Below are 19852 nucleotides of genomic sequence, written 5' to 3'. Positions count from 1 at the left end.
TCACTGCATGAGCAAGAAACCAAGCCCCTTTCCAACAACCCCAATTAGCGCCACTGCGCCGGCAAGGCCAAAATTCATTCATGATTTTGACTATGACATCCTTGATTCAAGAGGAAAAGAGGCACCGCCGCAGTGGACACCGCATCAAGCTGTTATACCTGAAAAATTAGAAGGCGGTAAAAAATTCAAACTTGTTGCCCCATATGAACCCGGTGGGGATCAACCTTTTGCCATTGATGAATTGGTAAAAGGTGTTGAAAATGGAGAACAAGAACAAGTTTTATTGGGTGTTACCGGTTCTGGCAAAACCTATACAATGGCAAAATGTATAGAAAGATTGCAGAGACCAGCCTTGATAATGGCGCATAATAAAACTCTTGCAGCTCAGCTTTATGGCGAATTCAAAGAGTTTTTCCCAGATAATGCGGTTGAATATTTTGTTTCATATTATGATTATTATCAACCAGAAGCTTATGTGCCACGTACCGATACCTATATTGAAAAAGAAAGCACTATCAACGAACAAATTGATCGAATGCGACATTCGGCAACACGGGCATTACTTGAACGTGATGATGTCATTATCGTTGCCTCCGTTTCATGTATTTATGGTATCGGTTCTGTTGAATCTTATTCGGCTATGACAATTAATCTTAATGTCGGCGAGTTTTCAGAATTAACCAAGCTAACTAAAGAATTAGTAGCATTACAATATAAGCGTAATGACGTTGGTTTTAGCCGCGGAACTTTTCGGGTAAAAGGTGATGTAGTTGATGTTTTCCCTTCTCACCTTGAGGATAGGGCGTGGCGAATAAGCTATTTTGGCGATGAAATTGAAACAATCATTGAGTTCGATCCATTAACAGGCAAAAAGACCAATGAATTCCAAGGCGTAAATATTTATGCCAATAATCACTATATTTTACCGCGACCAGCACTTTCAGCTGCAATGATTAAAATAAAGTCTGAACTCGATGCGCGTGTTGACTGGTATAATAAAAATGGAATGTTGCTTGAGGCACAAAGAATTAGTGAACGAACTAAATTTGATCTAGAAACAATGATGGCAACAGGTTTTTGTACCGGTATTGAAAACTATTCACGTTATTTAACGGGCCGTAACCCAGGTGAACCGCCACCAACTTTATTTGAATATCTACCTCAAAACGCGTTGATTTTTGTTGATGAAAGCCATGTAACTGTTCCGCAAATTGGCGGCATGTTTAAGGGGGACTATGCTCGAAAACGCACACTTTCAGATTTTGGTTTTAGATTGCCATCCTGTATGGATAACCGTCCATTAAGGTTTGAAGAATGGGATGCAATGCGCCCACAGTCAATTTTCGTTTCTGCAACACCAGGGAATTGGGAATTAGAACGTACAGGTGGAGTTTTCACAGAACAAGTTATTCGACCCACTGGCCTAATTGACCCGCCAGTAGAAATTCGACCAGTTCAAGCGCATGGCCGCACACAAGTTGATGATTGTCTCGATGAATGCCGTATTGCAATTGATAAGGGGCATAGGGTTCTTATCACAACCCTAACCAAAAAAATGGCTGAGGATTTAACAGATTACCTTTTTGAACAAGGTTTAAAGGTTCGCTATATGCACTCTGACATTGATACGGTTGAAAGAATTGAAATCGTAAGAGATTTACGGGAAGGGGTTTTTGATGTTTTAATTGGTATCAACCTTTTGCGTGAAGGGCTTGATATTCCTGAATGCGGGTTGGTTTGTATTCTTGATGCCGACAAAGAAGGTTTCTTGCGTTCGGAAACATCATTGGTGCAAACAATTGGTCGTGCCGCACGTAATGCAGAGGCGCGCGTAATTCTTTATGCGGATAAAGTCACTGGCTCAATGGATAGGGCAATTAAAGAGACTAATCGTCGCCGAGAAAAACAAATCGCTCATAATGAAAAATTTGGAATTATTCCAAAAACCATTAAATCAAAAATCAAAGATGTAATTGAATCAATCTATGGAACCGATGCTTCTGAAAAAATGAAGGCAGCACAATTAGATTCTTCAGCAAGCTCAAAACAAAAAGATAAAGCGCCATTAAACGGACACAATATCAAGGCAATTATCCAAGAACTTGAAAAGAAAATGCTTGCACATGCATCTGAACTTGAATTTGAAGAAGCCGCAAAATTGCGTGATCAAATTCACGAATTGGAAAAACAGGAACTTGGAATGTAAAACAGAATTTAACACTATAATTTCAGCTTCACTACTTGATTAAAAAACCATATCAAGGCACGAAGTTTTGCACCGCATGTAGCGAATCTAATAAACTTTATCTATTGGCAAAAAACAATGTTCGGAAAAATTTTTAGTATGTTTTCAAGCGATATGGCAATCGACCTTGGAACAGCAAATACCCTTGTATATGTTAAAGGTCGTGGGATAGTTCTAAACGAACCATCTGTTGTTGCTTATTCTATAAAAGGTGGCAAAAAAGTTGTTCAAGCAGTTGGCGAACATGCGAAACTAATGCTTGGTCGTACACCCGGACAAATTGAGGCTATACGCCCAATGCGTGATGGCGTGATTGCCGATTTTGAAGTTGCCGAAGAAATGATTAAAAACTTCATTAAGCGTGTTAATGATGAATCTAAATCATTCATTCGTGGCCGTCCGCGCATCGTAATTTGTGTACCATCTGGTGCAACACCTGTTGAGCGTCGTGCCATTCAAGATGCGGCGATAAATGCTGGTGCAATGGATGCATGGCTTATTGAAGAGCCAATGGCGGCAGCAATTGGTGCCGGCCTTGCAATTGATCAACCATCAGGTTCGATGGTTGTTGATATTGGTGGCGGCACGACCGAGGTTGCGGTTCTTTCGTTAGAAGGTATTGTTTATGCGCGTTCTGTTCGTGTTGGTGGGGACCGTATGGACGAGGCAATTATCAACCATATGCGCCGCACGGAAAACCTTTTAATTGGTGAAACAACTGCCGAACGTATCAAAAAAGAAATTGGTTCTGCTGAACCTCCATCAGATGGCGTTGGCTTACAGATGAATGTAAAAGGCCGCGACCTTATCAATGGCGTTCCACGTGAATCTATAATTACCGAACAATCAATTTCTACCGCACTTGCTGACCCTGTTGAAGAAATTGTTGAAGCCGTTCATGTTGCTCTTGAAACCACACCACCTGAATTAGCTGCTGATATCGTTGACAAAGGCATTATGCTTACTGGTGGCGGGGCTCTGCTACGTAATCTTGATGTTGTTCTTCGCCATAGAACAGGTCTCCCTGTTAGCATTGCTGATGATGCACTTTCATGCGTTGTGCTAGGCACCGGCAAATGCGTCGACAATCTTGAGCAGTGGAAAGGCATCCTAACCAAGGTATAATAACCTAAATAAGAGGCATTTATGGCAAGACGCGGTTCATATCGTAAAAATGAGGGTAGGGGTTATAAAGCCACAGCCATCGTAGTTACTGTTCTGTTGCTTGGTGCCTCTGTTTATTTTTTAACGCAAAAAGATCGCACAATACTTTCAAATACTTCAAATCAAGTATTTGGCGCTACTTCGTCAATTATATCAGCACCACAAAAGTGGTTCAATGGAATTGGCGATTATGTAAGTTCATACTTTGGCAACGCAGAAACTATTCGCAAATTAAAGCAAGAAAATCGTGCCCTGCTTGAATGGCGCGACGAAGCCAAAGCCCTTGCGATGCGTCTTGAGCAATATGAACAATTAAACAATATCAAAGATGAACAGATTAAATCAGCAGTTATTGGAAGGCTTGTTGGCGAAACCAATGGCCCATTTTCAAATTCGGCGATTGTGAACGTTGGCGCTAAGGATGGAATTGCGACTGACTGGGTTGTTATAAATGAAAATGGTTTGGTTGGCCGCGTGATTTCAGTTTCGCAAAACTCTTCTCGAGTTATTCTACTGACAGACAATCAAAGTAGAATTCCGGTTATGGGTGAAGAAACGCGCGGAAGAGCGATGCTTGTTGGTGATAAATCATCTGCACCAGTTCTGTCACAATTAAATACGCCAAATATTATCAAAAATGGCGAACGTATCATAACATCTGGTGATGACGGAATTATACCTCGTGGTATTGCAGTTGGTTATGCTGGTATTGCGCCTGATAAAAAACTTAGGGTAAGACTAAATAGCAATAAAGGCGCTATTGATTTTGTTAAATTGATTAAGCCAAACAATATACAAATTCCGTCACAACGCGTAACAAATCCAAATTTTGGTGCTCCGCCACAAAATTCTGGTTCCGATAATATTGCCGGCGGTATTTTACCGGATGAGAATGGCGCTGCTAATTTACCCGTAAATTCTACGCCTGGTGCAATTGCGCAGGCGCAGGAGATTAAAAGATTAAAAGAGCAGCGGGATAAAGCTTTGGCTGCAGCTAAGAATGGTACAAATAACAAAGTATCAACAAATAGTGTAACCGTGTTCACTCCGACAACTAGCACCGTTAGCAACGCTACTGCTCCGGTTGAGCATAATACCAATAAAGACGGCGAAAAAACGCCTCAAGAAAAAGCTCCTGAATAGGGCATAAATGGCAAATAATTCGAAGACATATAAGCACATTATTGGTGTGTATTTAATTGCCATAATGGTTACATTACTTGTAACTTTTCCATTCACTATGTGGCGTTTCGGAACGTTTGTTCCATATGTAATTATTTGGGTTATTCTGGCCAACTTTGATAAATGGATAAATCCTTCAATAGTTCTTTTTTGCTTTATTTTGGGCATCGTACAGGATTTGGCAACTGCGACATTTTTTGGAACTTGGGCAGTTGTAAATATACTAACCTATCTTTTTGCCCTTACTTTTAGAAACTTTGTCGCAATAAAATTGAGACCAAATTATGTGTCAGCAGCTATTTGTCTAATTATAATGATATTTGTAATATTTGTGACTGGCCTAATTATAGGCAATCGCGCTGATGTGCTTGCAACTTTTTTACCTGTCGCTGTGACGTTTGCTTTAACGCCATTTGTTGGTAAATATTTTAAATTCGGGGAAAGCACCGATGAGTGATATACCTGAAGAATTTGAAAGGCGCGCATTCTTATTAGCAGGCGTTGGCGGGCTTGCCTTTACGGCGCTTATTGGGCGCATGGCACAATTGCAAATTTTTGAAAACAAAGAGTACCGTCTAGAAGCAGCTAGCAACCAGTTTAATTATTCAATCATTCCTGCATCACGCGGCCCGATATATGATAGATTTGGCATCCCACTTGCGGTAAATAGGCGTGATTTTAGGGTTCTAATAGCAACTGACGAATTTCCTGATAAAAATCTAATTGATAGCACATTAAACAATGTGGCAACAATAATTCAATTAGATGAAAACAAATTAAACCAAGCCAGACAAGGTATTAAAGAAGCAAAAAGACATACTTCAACACAAATTGCCGGCAATTTAAGTTGGGAAGCATATTCAAGGATAAGTCTTTATAGTGCAAATTTCATAGGTGTTCATCCTGAAATGGGTGAAAGCCGTAACTATCCAATGGGCGAAGCATTTGCCCATATTATTGGCTATGTTGCAAAAGCAAATGATAAGGAAATTGAAAAAGATCCAAAGGCAAAACACCCTGCAATTCGCGTAGGTCGCCAAGGTATTGAAAAAACACTTGAAGATATACTTAAAGGTGTTCATGGCGCGCAAAAATCCGAAGTTGATGCCCATGGCAAGGTAGTGCGTGAGATATATGACCCGAACCTTGTCCCCAAAGCTGGTGCATCTGTTGTTTTGACAATTGATGCCGAGTTACAGCAAGTTGCACATGACCAGTTAGGTGAAGAAAGCGGTGCAATTGTTTTAATTGATGTAAATAATGGCGATATTCTTGCACTTGCTTCATCACCATCATTTGATAATAATAAATTCATCGATGGAATATCTTCTGCTGACTATAAAGCGCTAAATGAAAATGAACGACACCCTCTTTATCATAAAGCAATTCGTGGTGCATACCCATCCGGCTCGACAATAAAGCCAATGATGGCGCTTGCGGCGCTAGAAAGTGGTGTTATTAAAGCTGAAGATCATATCAATTGCCCTGGTTTTATAGAAATTGGTGGAAACCGTTACCACTGTACCGCACGGCGTGGTCATGGAAGCCTAAATATGGTCAATGCAATCAAGACATCGTGTGACGTTTATTTCTATGAGCTTGGACGCCGTATGGGACCTGAAAACATGGTCAAGACTGCGCGGCGTTTTGGTTTAGGTCAAGACCATGATATTGGTCTTCCTGGTGTTGCCAAAGGAACATTCCCATCACCAGAAGATAAAATGAGAATTTATAAGAAAAAATGGGAAATTTATGATACAATTAATATGTCAATTGGTCAGGGTCTTGTAACGGTCACACCTCTACAATTGGCAATAATGGTTTCAAGAATTGCATCTAATGGCAAAGCTATTGAGCCAAATATTATAAAATCAATTGATGGTGTTGAACAAAAAAGACCATTTGAAAATATTCCAATAAGTCAAGAGCATTTAGATATTGTTCACCGCGGTATGTATGGCGTTACAAATGAGGCAGGTGGCACAGCCGTTGCCAATCTTGGCATTGAAGGCGTTAAAATTGCTGGGAAAACTGGCACGGCACAGGTTAGACGAATTTCAATGGCAGAACGTGCAACTGGTGTAAAATCTAACGCATCTTTAGAATGGCGTTTACGTGACCATAGTTTGTTTATTTGCTATGGACCATTTGATAATCCTAAATACGCTTGTGCAACAATTATTGAACATGGTGGCTTTGGTGCAAGTGCCGCTGCACCGCGTGGTCGTGAAGTGATAAAAGCCGCAATTTTGAAAGATCCTGCAACATTGCCATTTTTTGTTCCGCATAACAAAAAGACAAATGCCGCGACCGATGACGGTGAGGGGGGAATATAATGGATTTGCTCCCATTTGGTTCAGATTTGTCTGAAAACAATATTTTTTCTAAGCTCCGCCGCGTTGAATGGGGGATGTGGTTTGTATTACTTGTATTGGCCACATACGGTACAATTTTGCTTTATGGTGCCGCAGGTGGAAGTTGGCAACCTTGGGCGCTTGACCATATTGTCAGGTTCTTTTTATTCTCCGCAATAATGTTTACTGTTGCAGTGATTGATATAAGGGTTTGGTATCAACTTGCATATCCGGCTTATATAATTGTTTTTGTTCTGCTTGTTGGGGTTGAACTTGCTGGCGATATATCAAAAGGTGCGCAGCGTTGGCTTCAATTAGGTCCCTTAAGATTACAACCATCGGAATTTATGAAAATTACTGCCGTTGTTGCACTGGCGCGCTATTATCAAGATTTAAATGTTAAAAATATTGAAAAAATTAAGCATCATATAATTCCTATTTTGATGGTTATTGCCCCTGCTGGCCTTATTATGAAACAACCGGACCTTGGAACAGGAATCACCGTAATCTTGGTCGGCGGCGTAATGGTTGTTCTTGCTGGAATTAGTTGGCGTTGGATTACCGGTGCAATTGTTGGCGCTGTTGGATTGTTTGTTTTTGCATATAATTTCTTGCTTCATGATTTTCAAAGAAAACGGGTCGAAACCTTCCTTAATCCAGAACTAGATAAATTAGGGCAGGGTTATCAAATAACCCAGTCTAAAATTGCAATTGGTTCAGGTGGGTTTTGGGGTTCTGGCTTCATGCACGGAACGCAAAGTCGCCTAGATTTTCTTCCTGAAAGACATACAGACTTTGTATTTGCAATGCTATTAGAAGAATTTGGCTTTGTTGGTGGTATCCTAGCGTTAGTTTTATACGCTGCCGTAATGGCATATGGTATTTATATTGCGACATCTTCAAGAAACATTTTTGGTAAGATGGTTTCCGGTGGCGTTACAATGTTATTGTTTATCTATGTAAGTATTAATGCAGCGATGATTATGGGCTTAATGCCTGTTGTCGGCATGCCAATGCCCTTTATCTCATACGGCGGCTCTGTGATGCTTTCCGTAATGTTTGCACTTGGTCTGGTGCAGAATGCAAAAGTATATCGAGATAAAATAATTAACTCAGGCTTTGCAAAGAAATAATAAAATAGCCCCCTGTAAACAGGGGGCTATCTTAATTTCAAAGAAATTATCGAGGATTATTCTTTGCTTTTTACAGCGATATAAGCAAGTACGTCTGTACGGTTTTTGTCGTTAGGAACGCCAACGAATGCCATTTTGTTACCTGGAATGAAGGTTTTAGGCGCTTTTACATATTCATTAAGTGTTGGCAAATCCCAAGTTTTGCCAGCTGCTTTCATAGCATCTGAATATACAAAACCTTCTTTGGTTCCTGATTTACGACCAACCAAGCCATACATATCAGGACCAACACCATTTTTACCAGCTTTGTCCATTGTATGGCAAGTTTTACATTGTGCGAATACTTTTGCACCATTTGCCAAATCAGCAGTGTTGAACGGTGCAGGCAATTTTGCCAATGCTTCTTTATCTTCATCTGAAATCACAGCAGCAGCAGGAGCGGCAGCAGGCGCAGCAGCGGTTTCATTCGTTGCAGCAGCAGGTGCAGCAGATTCTGCGGCAGGTGTAGCAGTTTCAGCTTCTGTAGCAGCTTCTTTTTTACCGCAAGCACCAAGAGCAAGCATTGCACCCAAAGCACCAATAATCATATATTTTGAAAACTTCATTTTTATAAACCCCTTAAAAACTTAGGTATCCCTTTATTTATAGGCAAATATGCACAGAATCATAAAAAAGATACTGGCATTGCGCGTACTAGACCTTTTGTCCAACTAATAATATGCGTCACAAGCGCGCGCTATTGTAGTGAGGATTAGAAAATTAAATTAGCTAAGTTTATTTAATTGATATATTATGTTTTTATAATTTTACTGTTACGGAATTGACTATGCAAATACTTAAACTTGAAAAAGAAAATGCAATTGCGCGTTTAACTTTTTGTCGCCCAGATATTTTAAATGCAGTAGGAAAAGAGGGTGATGCCGATAATTTTGTAAATGTCTCAAATACAATTAATGAAGATGAAGACATTAAAGTAGTTATCATAACAGGCGAAGGAAAAGCCTTTTCCGCAGGTGGTGATATAAAAGCCATGAAAGAGAAAACGGGGTATTTCAAAGGTGGCGCGGCAGAAATTGCGGATGCATATCGTCGTGAAGTTCATAGGATTATTAAATCTTTTTGGGATATTAAAGTTCCTATTGTTGCTGCAATTAACGGCCCTGCAGTTGGTTTAGGCTTCGATATAGCATCAATGAGTGACATAAGAATAGCATCAACAAGTGCGCGTTTTGGGATTCCATTTTTAAAAATCGGACTCATACCTGGCGATGGTGGTGCGTGGCTAACCCCAAGGGTGTTAGGTATGTCACGTGCATCGCAACTACTTTATACAAGCGAAATAATTGATGCGCAAAAAGCACTTGAATGGGGATTTTTAGCGGATGTTGTTGAACCAGAAGAGTTAAACGATGCCGCCTATGCAATGGCAAGCATTATAAGCGAGCAGCCTTCCCAAGCTCTAAAGCTTTCAAAATCATTATTAAGGCGTGGAATGAGCGCTAGTTTTGACGAAATCATGGATTTATCTGCTGCATATCAAGGAATCTTGCATGAAACTGAAGATCATATCGAAGGAATAAATGCGATTATTGAAAAAAGAAAACCTAAATTCAAATAAAAATTCTATTTTGCCTAAATAATTCGCAATACAATACTGTTTTTGCCTATTAAGTTGATATTAAGTCAAAACTAATATAAATCATTAGTTGGAAATTGTTATGACAAACGATTTCTAACTATAATAACAGCCCATACTTTTAAAGTATGCCTAAAGGGGAAAATAAATGAAAATATCTTATGCGGCGCTTATTATTGCGCTCGGAACTGGTTTTGTAGCGACTGACTTCGCTGCAGCGCAAGAAGCTTCTGACACAAATGTAGTTGTAACAGGCACAAGGGTAGCAAAAAGAACTGCACTTGATACTGCTGCACCAGTTGATGTTATCTCAAGCAGTGCAATCACAAATCAGGGTACATCTGAATTAGCACAGGCGCTATCGGTTTCACTTCCGTCATTAAACTTTCCACGCCCTAGTTTGACTGATGGTACAGATTCAGTGCGTCCTGCAACTTTACGCGGACTTGCACCAGACCAAACCCTAGTGTTGGTAAATTCAAAGCGTCGCCATTCATCTTCTTTGGTGAACCTAAATGGTTCTATTGGTCGTGGTTCATCTGCCGTTGATTTGAATACAATTCCATCAAGCATCATTTCAACTGTTGAAGTATTACGTGACGGCGCTTCAGCGCAATATGGCTCTGATGCAATTGCCGGCGTTGTTAACATTCGTCTTAAACAAGCAAGTTCAGGTGGCGGTGTTACAGCTAGCTATGGCGAATACAACACAACTGTCGATACAGATTATATGCCTGTTTCTGCCGGTGCATTTTATGACGTTTCAAAATTAGCAAAATACAAAAAGCATGATGGCGCATCAACCAACCTATCTGCATGGGCTGGTTTACCTTTGGGCACTGCTGGTTTCTTAACAGTTGCCGCTGATTATTCTCATAAAGAGCATACAGTTAGAACTGCACCAGATTGGAGACAACAATATACTGGTACAACAGCAACTAGTGCAAACGAAGTTGCAATCAATCGCTATAATGCATGGTACGGTGACCCTGATATCGATCAATATACCGTCTTTGCAAATGCTGGATATGATTTATCTGACAGCGCAAAATTGTACGGATGGGCATCTTATCAAAACCGTGAAGCACTTTCAGCTGGCTATTTCCGCCGCTCTAACGATTCTCGTAACGTAGTTTCAATTTACCCTGATGGCTTCCTACCGTTAATTTCGCCTTTGGTTAAAGATGCTTCTTTTGGTAGCGGCATGCAGTGGAAAGCCGGCGACTGGGATATGGATTTATCTTTAGTTGGTGGCTATAACTCTGTTGATTATACTATCAAAAACACTTTGAACCGCTCTTTTGGTGCGGCAAGCAAAACCGAGTTTGATGCCGGTGGCTTTGACTATACACAATTGGTTGTAAACCTTTCTGGTACCCGTGGGTATGATGTTGGCTTTGCAAAACCACTTAACGTATCAACAGGTATTGAAGCACGTTCAGAAGCGTATTCAATCAAAGCAGGTGAATATGAATCATATGCGAATGGCGGCGTACTATTAAACGGAAGCCCAACACCTTCTGGTTCACAGGTTTTCCCTGGCTTTACTCCTGCAAATGAAACCAAGAAAGAGCGTAACTCAATTGCTGGTTATGTTGATTTGGAAACAAATATCACCGAACCTTGGTTAGTTTCTGCGGCTATTCGCGGTGAAAACTATGAAGGTTTTGGAAGTACTGCGACTGGAAAACTTGCTACTCGTTATGACTTCTCACCTAATTTCGCAATTCGTGCATCAGTACAAAACGGTTTCCGTGCGCCTTCATTGCAACAAATTGGCTTTACCGCGACATCAACAAACTTTATCAACGGCGTTGGCTATGAAATCACTACATTCCAGCCTGATAGCGATGTTGCAAAAGCACTTGGCGCAAAACCTCTTAAAGCTGAGAAATCTGTAAACTATGCTTTGGGTGCTGTTGCTAGATTTGGACGCATTAGTGCAACTGTTGATGCTTATCAAATCAACTTAAAAGACCGTATCGTTCTTTCTGAGAACCTTACTCAAACACAAGTGCGTAACTATCTAATTAGCCAAGGCTTTATTGGTGTAGGTGGCGGTCGTTTCTTTATCAATGGTGTTGATACTGAAACCAAAGGCCTAGATTTAATTGTAAGCGCGCCGTATGCGACTGATAATTTTGGTAAATTCAACTTTACCTTCAGCGCAAACTTCAATGACACTAAAGTTACGAAAACTCCAACTACTCCTGAATTGGCGTCATTGGGAATTTCATCAACTGGCTTGTTCTCACGCGTAAACGTACTAACCTTTGAAAAAGGTACACCAAAAGATAAGTATTCATTGAATACAGATTGGACCTTGGATAAATTTGGCGCAACATTACGTGCAACACGTTATGGTGAAGTATTATCACCAGGTTCAACTGCTGCATTTGACGTTGTTTTGGAGCCAAAAGTTGTTATCGACCTAGAGGGTCGTTATCAAATTACCAAATCAGTTAAATTGGCTTTGGGTGCTGAAAACATCACTGATGAATACCCAACCAAAACCCCATATGCTGTAAACAGCACATCAAACACACCATTCTCAACATATGGACCATTCGGGCATAATGGTCGTTACATCTATGGCCGTGTTTCTTATAGCTGGTAATACATAATTGATTATAGAAAAGGGCGGGAATTTCCCGCCCTTTTTTTATTTACAAAGAACGTCTTGTAATGTTCGCCCATAACCATCGTAATATACTGAATAGTTATTACCTTGGGCACGACAGAATGCGTCAGCGGACGATTTATTTGCGTCATATCCATTAATAGTACCGGCGTAAAAGGTTGTTGCTGAACCCCTTGTTCCATTAAACCTTGGATAATCTGGTCGAGGATAATCTGGTCTAGTTCCATAACCATCATTATCACCCCATCCAACAAAGCGCACAGATGATACACGTCCCTTGAATGATTCAAGGTGGTCAACACGCCCTTCATAAGTGCGGCATCTTACACCATAATTAGGATCAAGGCACACTTCCCATTTTCCAGTTGCAACCAATGACCACGCTTTTTCATCAAAATTTATTGAACGTAAATCTGGGTTATCACGATTAATAACGACACTTTCGCCACGAAAGTCTTTTCCAGCAAATAATACTAATTGTGGTTGGCGGCGACCCCCTTGACGAAAATCATCTGCATAAGCAGAATTAAACAAGGTTGCACTGATTAAAGCCGCTGAAATAATAAGAGTGTTGGTTTTAACTTTCATGTTACCCTCCAAATATATGCAACGTTATTACAGCTATTATTTACGCCAGATGAATATATTGTTGCACTTATTTTCAATAATATTAAATTATAGGCGAGGGAAGTATTAAAACAAATTATGGAGAAGCAATATGACATGTAGCTGTGGACTAAATCACCACGAAAAACCAGAAGACTCACGCAACGGTCTATCAAGACGTGAAATGGTAATGGGGCTTGCTACAGGTTCGTTAGTACTCGTTTCAGGTTGTGCAACTAACGCTGAGACGGGAAGAAGCCAACTTATGCTGGTTGATGATGCACAATTAGTGCAACTTTCCGCTTCTGCATGGATCGATGTAAAACAAAAAACTCCGGTTGTAAAAGACCAGAAAATGATTAATCGTGTCACTAAAGTAGGTCAAAAAATTGCGGCGGTTTCAAATATTCAAAATGCACAGTGGGAATATCAAGTATTTGACGATAAAACCATCAACGCATTTGTTTTACCCGGTGGCAAGGTTGGCGTATATAAAGGCCTTCTTGATCTAGTTGAAAATGATGACCAACTTGCTTGTGTTCTTGGGCATGAAACTGGCCACGTATCTGGTCGTCATGCTGCTGAGCGCATGTCACAAACTGTTGCTGCACAGATTGGAATGGGTGTTGCCCAAATTGGCTTAGGGCAAACAAAACTTAGCACAGGCGCACAACAAGACATCGCACAAGCACTTGGTCTTGGGGTTCAATATGGCGTTTTAATGCCATTTTCACGCTCGCAAGAATCAGAAGCTGATATCATTGGCCTAAGATATATGAAAAATGCCGGCTATGACCCGCGTCAATCAATTCGTTTGTGGCAAAGAATGGCAGAAGCCAATAAAAACAAGCCTCCTGAATTCCTATCTACACACCCAAGTGAAGAGACACGTATCGCGAGACTTACTGAAGAATTGCGGAAAATGGGCTATACTGTCTAGTTTTCTGAAAAACATCATTGATTTATGTCATGTGGGGCTTGTCGTAAAAATAAAAATCGGCTAGTCCCGCTTGCTCAAGATGCGCCGTGATAGTTCAGTTGGTTAGAACGCTAGTTTGTGGCACTAGAGGTCAGTGGTTCGAATCCACTTCACGGTACCATCTTTGAATATTCCTTTAAAAGGCGTCTAATGTGACAAAGCCTGAAATACATATCATTGGTGCGGGGCCCGTTGGCCTTAGTTGTGGAATATTTGCCCTTGAAGCGGGCTATAATGTAAAAATTATCACTGAAAGTTCAGAAGTTGCACATATTGCTGGCCTTGCGGCGGGTGGAATGCTTGCACCTGCTTATGAGTGTTTATGCCAATCAACTCAAGAGTTTTCAGATTTTGCATTCACAGCACGAAAATTATGGGATGGTTTTGCAAAAAATCTGAATATTGCCATTAGCCCAAATGCTCTGTCATTAGGTGAAACCCCTGAAGAAATTGAATTTCTTGAAAAACAAAAAATTGCATCACGTGTTTTTGGTTATGATTTTGATTTTATTGAAATACCAAATGGACTAAAAACAAATGCAGCGTTGAAATTGGCATCTGATGGGTTGTTGAACCCTATGGTTGTTTACCCACAAATGTTGAACTTGTTTAAAAATTTGGGTGGAACAATTATATATGATGAAGTTTTAGCATTAGAAAAAGGTAAGATTTTCGGCAAGGTAGGTAATTATAATTCTGAAATAATTATTGTTGCTGCTGGTTATCAAAGCCATCAATTAAAAGAATCTCTACCCGAATTAAACCATCTTTTCCCAACACGTGGACAAGTAATTGAAATTGACTGCCCTGCACCTGCGGATGGGTCAATTCGTTATCATTCAACCTATATTATGTCACGTGCAGGAAAAACAATTGTTGGTGCAACATCGCAAAATAATAATGATGATTGGTCAACTAATCAGGAAGATATCGACACGCTTTATAACAACGCTTGTAGACTATATCCATCATTAGTAGGCAAAGAAATTATTAATACGCGTGCAGGCCTAAGACCAAATACAACCGATGAAATGCCAATTTTAGGGCAGTCTTCAATAGAAGGTATTTTCCTTGCAACCGGTGCCTATCGTAATGGCTGGCTTTTTGCGCCTATGATTGGAAAATATGTTATTGAGTCAATTAATAATGACCCTTTAACCTATTCATATAAACGCTTTTAAAGCAATTTTAACCAAATCAGCTACTTGTTCATCCTAACACAGAATGTGGATGAACCATGGATATAAGCCCAAACAAAAATAGTAACCAAGTGCCAATTCGCGAAGCAATCGCACAGGCAAGTAATAAGACTGGTGTCGATTTTGCCTTTTTATTGGCAACAGCAAAGCGCGAATCTTCATTAAACCCAAAAGCACGAGCCCGTACATCATCTGCCAAAGGCTTATTTCAATTTTTGGATCAGACTTGGCTTAAAACAGTTAAGAAACATGGCGCTAAACATGGGTTAATGAATGAAGCCGCCATGATTAACACAGATGCAAATGGCAAGGCTTATATTGGCAATAATGACGCCAGAAAACGCATCTTAGATTTGCGTTATGACCCTAAATTTTCTTCAATTATGGCTGCCGAATATGCATCAGATAATGCACGAGTAATTAAAAACTATACCGGACAAGATGCGCAAGCTGGCGATTTATATGCTGCACACTTTCTCGGCGCAAAGGGTGCATCAGATTTAATTAACAATGCAAAAAACAACCCACAAGTAATCGCGGCAAATCTATTTCCAACTGCCGCTAGTGCAAATAAGTCAATATTTTACAAGAATGGGCGCGCACTTAGCGTTGTTGAGCTGCTTGAAAATTTGCGTTCAACCGCAACCCAAGGAATATCGCCAAACGATAAAATAGAATTGGCAAGCTATGATAAAAGCGATTTAGATAATAAATTTCTTTCTGCGCTTGAGCTTGCAAATGTTGATGCAACGCTTGGGATTTTGAATAATGATGCCGACAAGAAAAGCTCATTTTCACAAAACCCATTAATGATGGCACAAATGTATCAAGCTGCGGACGACAATAAACAATACCAAGCATTGCAGATGTTACAATCCATGTTTGAAAGCCAATCATTGGTAAGCATTTTATCACCTAATAAAGATGATGCCTAAAAACCTAAAACCCAGCCTTCTTCGCTCTCAATAGCTAATTTTTGATTTTCATCAATTTTTGCAAGGCCGCCAAACAGTGCGCCAAGCTTATCATTGTCATCAAGTGTGGCAAAATACTCACCGATTGCCCGAACTTGGGTTAAATCTTTGGTTTCGCCATCAATAGCTTTTGTTTTTAGCATAGATGGATATATTTCGGTTATAACAACACTAACATCATCTAAATCACCCTTATCAATAGCCTTAAAACCAATATCGAAAGGGAAAAGCTTTGCGCCTGATATCTCTTTCAAAATTTTATTAACATAAGGAATACCGGTTAAAGTTTGCGAGCCAACCGAACCAGGAGAATATAATTTCCAAACTGGACTTGTTGCTTTTGCCGCCAAATCACAAATTCTCATTTCTGCCAAAGTATCATTGGTGTGTGGAACTGTCTTTTTAGGCTGTAAAGTTTTCAATACATCACGTGGCGGACAACCCCAAAATGGAAATGCCGTTCCAGATATAATGCGGTTCATCATTGCCGCAACAGAAAAGCGATTATTTGAATTATCTGGCTTGTCCTTTATTTCGCGCGATAAAAAATCATAAATTGCTTTTTGTGGCGTTCCTTCAAGTTTTAAAGCCTTTGCTGTTCCTTGTGGATACCCAAGTCCAAAATCAAACCCCAAAAGAGTTTTATCATCACGCTTTGCGAAGGCCTGCAATAGCTCAAGCAATTTTTCATAAGCTGCAATTCTTGTTGGAGGATTAAAATATTCAAAGCGCAACTGTAGGCGTACGTCACGTTTAAAAACCCCAATCCAAATAGAATCATTACCCGTATTGGGTTTCGATGCTGCTGACCAATCAACCATAATATAATTATCGAATATGCGGCTCATATTTTCTCCTCAAGTTTCGATTATAACTTATTTTATTATGGAAATGGAATTTCTTTTCACCTAATTAACATCTAATGTAATAGAAGGTTCGACTTTTTCTAAATTTTGGCTAAATGGAATTATGAAAATACAAAAACAAACATGCCGTATTTATAGCGTTCAAGCCAACCCGATTGTCGGCGATATTGAAGGCAACGTTGGAATAGCACGAAAATATATTGAACAAGCAATTTCCGCAAATGCAGATATTGTTATGTTTACTGAATTATTCATTGTTGGCTACCCGCCAGAAGATTTGGTATTGAAACCGGCTGCGGTAATTGATTGTATGGCGGCAATTCAAACTATTGCCAATGAATTTGTTAATGGCCCTGCGGTAATAATTGGCTCACCAGTGCGCGAAGGTAATAACCTTTATAATGCTGTTGCATTTATCAATGAGGGGCGTGTTGAATACCGATTTAAACACGAATTACCAAATTATGATGTTTTCGATGAAAAACGTGTATTTGTTTCCGGCAACAATTTTTATCCTGTTGATTATAAGGGGTTAAAAATTGGGTTGCCGATTTGCGAAGATATATGGTTCCCAAAGGTTTGCAATAAACTAACAGAAAATGGGGCAGGGGTGCTTTTGGTGGCGAATGGGTCACCTTATCGCCGCGGTGCAGTAGCGCGCCGTATGACCGTTGCACAGGAACGGGTAAAAGAAAATAATATTCCATTGCTTTATCTAAACCAATTAGGTGGTCAGGATGAATTATGTTTCGATGGCGGCAGCTTTATAATTGATCAAAACAAAAATGCGCGTTTCCATATAGCTCAATTTGAAGAAAATGTTGGCATAAGTGATTGGGAAATTGAAAACGGCATTTGGAATTTGAAAACGGCGTCTGACGCGATTGCAATAACTGATATTGAACAAGATTATTGTGCAACAGTGCTTTCATTGCGTGATTATATTAATAAAAATCGCTTTCCAGGTGTTTTATTAGGGCTTTCAGGTGGTATTGATAGCGCGATTTCTGCTGCAATGGCGGTCGATGCATTGGGTGCCGAACGTGTAATATGCGTAATGATGCCTTCAAAATATACTTCTGGCGAGAGCCTTGGCGATGCCGAAGATTGCGCAAACGCATTAGGGGTGCGTTATGAGATTGTCCCGATTGAAGGTATGGTTGGCGAATTTAATAATGCCCTTGCACCTCAATTCACTGGTTATAAACCTGACATAACAGAAGAAAACATCCAAAGCCGCACACGGGCCGTAATTTTGATGGCACTATCAAACAAATATGGACACATGGTTTTAACCACTGGCAATAAATCAGAAATGGCGGTTGGCTACGCAACGCTTTATGGTGACATGTGCGGCGGTTATAATTGCCTCAAAGATATTTATAAGACCGAAGTTTTCAAACTTTCAGATTGGCGTAATAAAAATACATGTAAAATAGGCCTCGGTCCCAAAGGCATTGTTATTCCTCAAAATATCATTGATAAGCCACCATCTGCTGAATTACGTGAAAACCAAAAAGATCAAGATAGCTTGCCACCATATGAAGAGCTAGACGATATGCTTTACCATTTCATTGAGCTTGAAGATGAAGTTGAGGATATTCTTGCGCTTGGCTATGCGCCCGAAACAGTAAAACGTGTGCAAAATCTGTTGTATCTTGCCGAATACAAACGCCGACAAGCACCACCAGGTGTAAAAATTGGGCACAAGAACTTTGGCCGCGATAGACGATATCCAATTACTAATAAATACCGTGATAAGTTTTAATGCATTAATTTCATTATAATAGGTACTACTAACGGCACCAATATTGCCGTTGCAACACCATTAAGTGCCATTGCAAGCCCTGCAAAAGCGCCCGCTTGTTCGCTTTGGCGCATTTTATGTGCTGTTCCAATACCATGCCCAACAAGCCCAGTGGCAAAACCACGCGCTCGCTTATCTTTGATGCCCAAGATATTAAAAATAATTGTCGAACTCATGGCACAAAAAATACCGGTAATAATAACTAATGCAGCAGTTAGAGACGGGATACCGCCAATTTCCTGCGATATCCCAATTGCAATTGGCGATGTAGCAGAACGTGGTGCAAATGATAGAACAACCTCTTTTGAACCACCAAGAAAATAAGCAAAACTAACCGCGCTTATGATTGCAAATAAAGAACCAATTATTAGCGTAATAACAATGACATGGCTTGCTTTCTTAATTTCCTCATAAGATCGATACAACGGTATTGCCAAGGCAACGGTTGCAGGGCCAAGCAGGAAGTTTAACAAACCTACATTTTGAAAATAGGTTTGATAATCAATATTAAAAATCATCAAAAACCCAACTACAAAAGCAATGGTCAGCATTACTGGATTTACCAAAGGGTTGAAGTTCGCTTTTATAAATAGCTTTTCAAAGCCTGCATATAAAAGCATAGTTAGAGTAAGGAAAAATATCGGGGAAGTAAAAAGATTATGCAATGCATTAGTCATGGCTTGCCCCACTTTTTTCTAATTTCTTCAAAAGAAACGTCATAAAATAGGCTGTAAAAACCATAGAAAGTAATGCTGAAAGCACCAATGTGCCAATTATCGGAATACTTTGAGAACCAATAATACCAAAATATTGCATTATACCCACGCCAGCAGGTACATATAAAATTGGCATTATTCGCAATAATTTTAGTGAAAAGTGAATAAAAGGATTGGTATGCGTATGGCGAAAACGACGCCTTGTTAAAATAAGGCTAAAAAATAATAAAACCATCCCTATAACAGTTCCAGGAATGGGAAGATGGAACAAATCTTGGATGAAATTTCCAATTAATTGGTATAAAAGCAAAATTGCAAAGGAGAGGATAATTTTCATTTTGAAATATTAT

General features: G+C 39.9%; 17 protein-coding genes and 1 tRNA gene. 13 read left to right on the top strand and 5 right to left on the bottom strand.

Features of this window, described 5'->3' with window-relative positions:
* Positions 1 to 7 precede the first annotated feature (7 nt).
* From uvrB to rodA, 6 genes are all read left to right on the top strand, one after another.
* Positions 8 to 2206 (top strand): excinuclease ABC subunit UvrB, encoded by a 2199-nt coding sequence (uvrB, locus tag KXV15_RS07735; RefSeq protein WP_240007595.1) that lies wholly within the window; start codon positions 8 to 10, stop codon positions 2204 to 2206.
* Positions 2207 to 2323: 117 nt separating this feature from the next.
* A complete protein-coding gene (locus tag KXV15_RS07730) occupies positions 2324 to 3370 on the top strand; it encodes a rod shape-determining protein (protein ID WP_240007594.1) in 1047 nt (348 codons plus the stop codon).
* Between the two features lie 21 nt (positions 3371 to 3391).
* Positions 3392 to 4552, top strand: a complete 1161-nt coding sequence (gene mreC / locus KXV15_RS07725) for a rod shape-determining protein MreC (RefSeq protein ID WP_240007593.1) — start codon at positions 3392 to 3394, stop codon at positions 4550 to 4552.
* Between the two features lie 7 nt (positions 4553 to 4559).
* Positions 4560 to 5048, top strand: coding sequence for a hypothetical protein (locus KXV15_RS07720; protein WP_240007592.1), 489 nt, complete (start codon positions 4560 to 4562; stop codon positions 5046 to 5048).
* On the top strand, positions 5041 to 6927 hold the full coding sequence (gene mrdA, locus KXV15_RS07715) for a penicillin-binding protein 2 (protein ID WP_240007591.1): 1887 nt from the start codon (positions 5041 to 5043) through the stop codon (positions 6925 to 6927). The genes KXV15_RS07720 and mrdA overlap by 8 nt, the downstream gene beginning before the upstream one ends.
* The gene (rodA, locus tag KXV15_RS07710) at positions 6927 to 8078 is read left to right on the top strand and encodes a rod shape-determining protein RodA (protein WP_240007590.1); all 1152 of its coding nucleotides are present in this window, start codon (positions 6927 to 6929) and stop codon (positions 8076 to 8078) included. The genes mrdA and rodA overlap by 1 nt, the downstream gene beginning before the upstream one ends.
* A 56-nt stretch (positions 8079 to 8134) precedes the next feature.
* Here rodA and KXV15_RS07705 read toward each other — a convergent pair whose 3' ends face one another.
* A complete protein-coding gene (locus KXV15_RS07705; RefSeq protein ID WP_240007589.1) occupies positions 8135 to 8683 on the bottom strand; it encodes a c-type cytochrome in 549 nt (182 codons plus the stop codon).
* Between the two features lie 221 nt (positions 8684 to 8904).
* Here KXV15_RS07705 and KXV15_RS07700 point away from each other — a divergent pair, with 221 nt between their 5' ends.
* On the top strand, positions 8905 to 9696 hold the full coding sequence (locus KXV15_RS07700) for an enoyl-CoA hydratase-related protein (protein ID WP_240007588.1): 792 nt from the start codon (positions 8905 to 8907) through the stop codon (positions 9694 to 9696).
* 166 nt (positions 9697 to 9862) lie between these two features.
* Positions 9863 to 12331, top strand: a complete 2469-nt coding sequence (locus KXV15_RS07695) for a TonB-dependent receptor plug domain-containing protein (RefSeq protein WP_240007587.1) — start codon at positions 9863 to 9865, stop codon at positions 12329 to 12331.
* A 45-nt stretch (positions 12332 to 12376) separates the two neighbouring features.
* Here the strand turns inward: KXV15_RS07695 and KXV15_RS07690 are convergent, their stop codons facing one another.
* A complete protein-coding gene (locus tag KXV15_RS07690; protein ID WP_240007586.1) occupies positions 12377 to 12943 on the bottom strand; it encodes a beta/gamma crystallin-related protein in 567 nt (188 codons plus the stop codon).
* Positions 12944 to 13073: 130 nt separating this feature from the next.
* Here KXV15_RS07690 and KXV15_RS07685 point away from each other — a divergent pair, with 130 nt between their 5' ends.
* The 4 genes from KXV15_RS07685 to KXV15_RS07670 all read left to right on the top strand — a co-directional run bounded on the left by KXV15_RS07685 (position 13074) and on the right by KXV15_RS07670 (position 16074).
* Complete coding sequence (locus KXV15_RS07685; protein WP_240007585.1) at positions 13074 to 13901, top strand: M48 family metallopeptidase; 828 nt, start codon at positions 13074 to 13076, stop codon at positions 13899 to 13901.
* A gap of 83 nt (positions 13902 to 13984) precedes the next feature.
* A tRNA-His gene (locus tag KXV15_RS07680) sits at positions 13985 to 14061 on the top strand.
* A gap of 31 nt (positions 14062 to 14092) precedes the next feature.
* Entirely contained in the window at positions 14093 to 15121 is a 1029-nt protein-coding gene (locus KXV15_RS07675; RefSeq protein ID WP_240007584.1) for an NAD(P)/FAD-dependent oxidoreductase, read from the top strand.
* Positions 15122 to 15177: 56 nt separating this feature from the next.
* Positions 15178 to 16074, top strand: a complete 897-nt coding sequence (locus KXV15_RS07670; RefSeq protein WP_240007583.1) for a transglycosylase SLT domain-containing protein — start codon at positions 15178 to 15180, stop codon at positions 16072 to 16074.
* Here KXV15_RS07670 and KXV15_RS07665 read toward each other — a convergent pair.
* Positions 16071 to 16961, bottom strand: coding sequence for a cobalamin biosynthesis protein CbiG (locus KXV15_RS07665; RefSeq protein ID WP_240007582.1), 891 nt, complete (start codon positions 16959 to 16961; stop codon positions 16071 to 16073). The two genes, KXV15_RS07670 and KXV15_RS07665, sit on opposite strands and share 4 nt — an antisense overlap.
* Before the next feature lie 121 nt (positions 16962 to 17082).
* On the opposite strand from KXV15_RS07665, the gene KXV15_RS07660 reads away from it, so the two are divergent.
* Positions 17083 to 18747 (top strand): NAD+ synthase, encoded by a 1665-nt coding sequence (locus KXV15_RS07660; RefSeq protein ID WP_240007581.1) that lies wholly within the window; start codon positions 17083 to 17085, stop codon positions 18745 to 18747.
* Here KXV15_RS07660 and KXV15_RS07655 read toward each other — a convergent pair.
* Positions 18744 to 19463 carry an LrgB family protein gene (locus tag KXV15_RS07655; protein ID WP_240007580.1) on the bottom strand — a complete coding sequence of 240 codons (720 nt, stop codon included), beginning with the start codon at positions 19461 to 19463 and terminating at the stop codon, positions 18744 to 18746. The genes KXV15_RS07660 and KXV15_RS07655 overlap by 4 nt on opposite strands.
* Positions 19456 to 19839: a CidA/LrgA family protein gene (locus KXV15_RS07650; RefSeq protein ID WP_240007579.1), complete on the bottom strand. Its 384-nt coding sequence runs from the start codon at positions 19837 to 19839 to the stop codon at positions 19456 to 19458. The genes KXV15_RS07655 and KXV15_RS07650 overlap by 8 nt, the downstream gene beginning before the upstream one ends.
* Positions 19840 to 19852 lie beyond the last annotated feature (13 nt).

Origin of the sequence: Pseudaquidulcibacter saccharophilus (genome assembly GCF_019455445.1) — a bacterium.
GTDB classification, from domain to species: Bacteria; Pseudomonadota; Alphaproteobacteria; order Caulobacterales; family Aquidulcibacteraceae; genus Pseudaquidulcibacter; species Pseudaquidulcibacter saccharophilus.
Note: the sequence above shows the minus strand (reverse complement) of the source record. Positions and strands in the feature narration are given on the sequence as shown.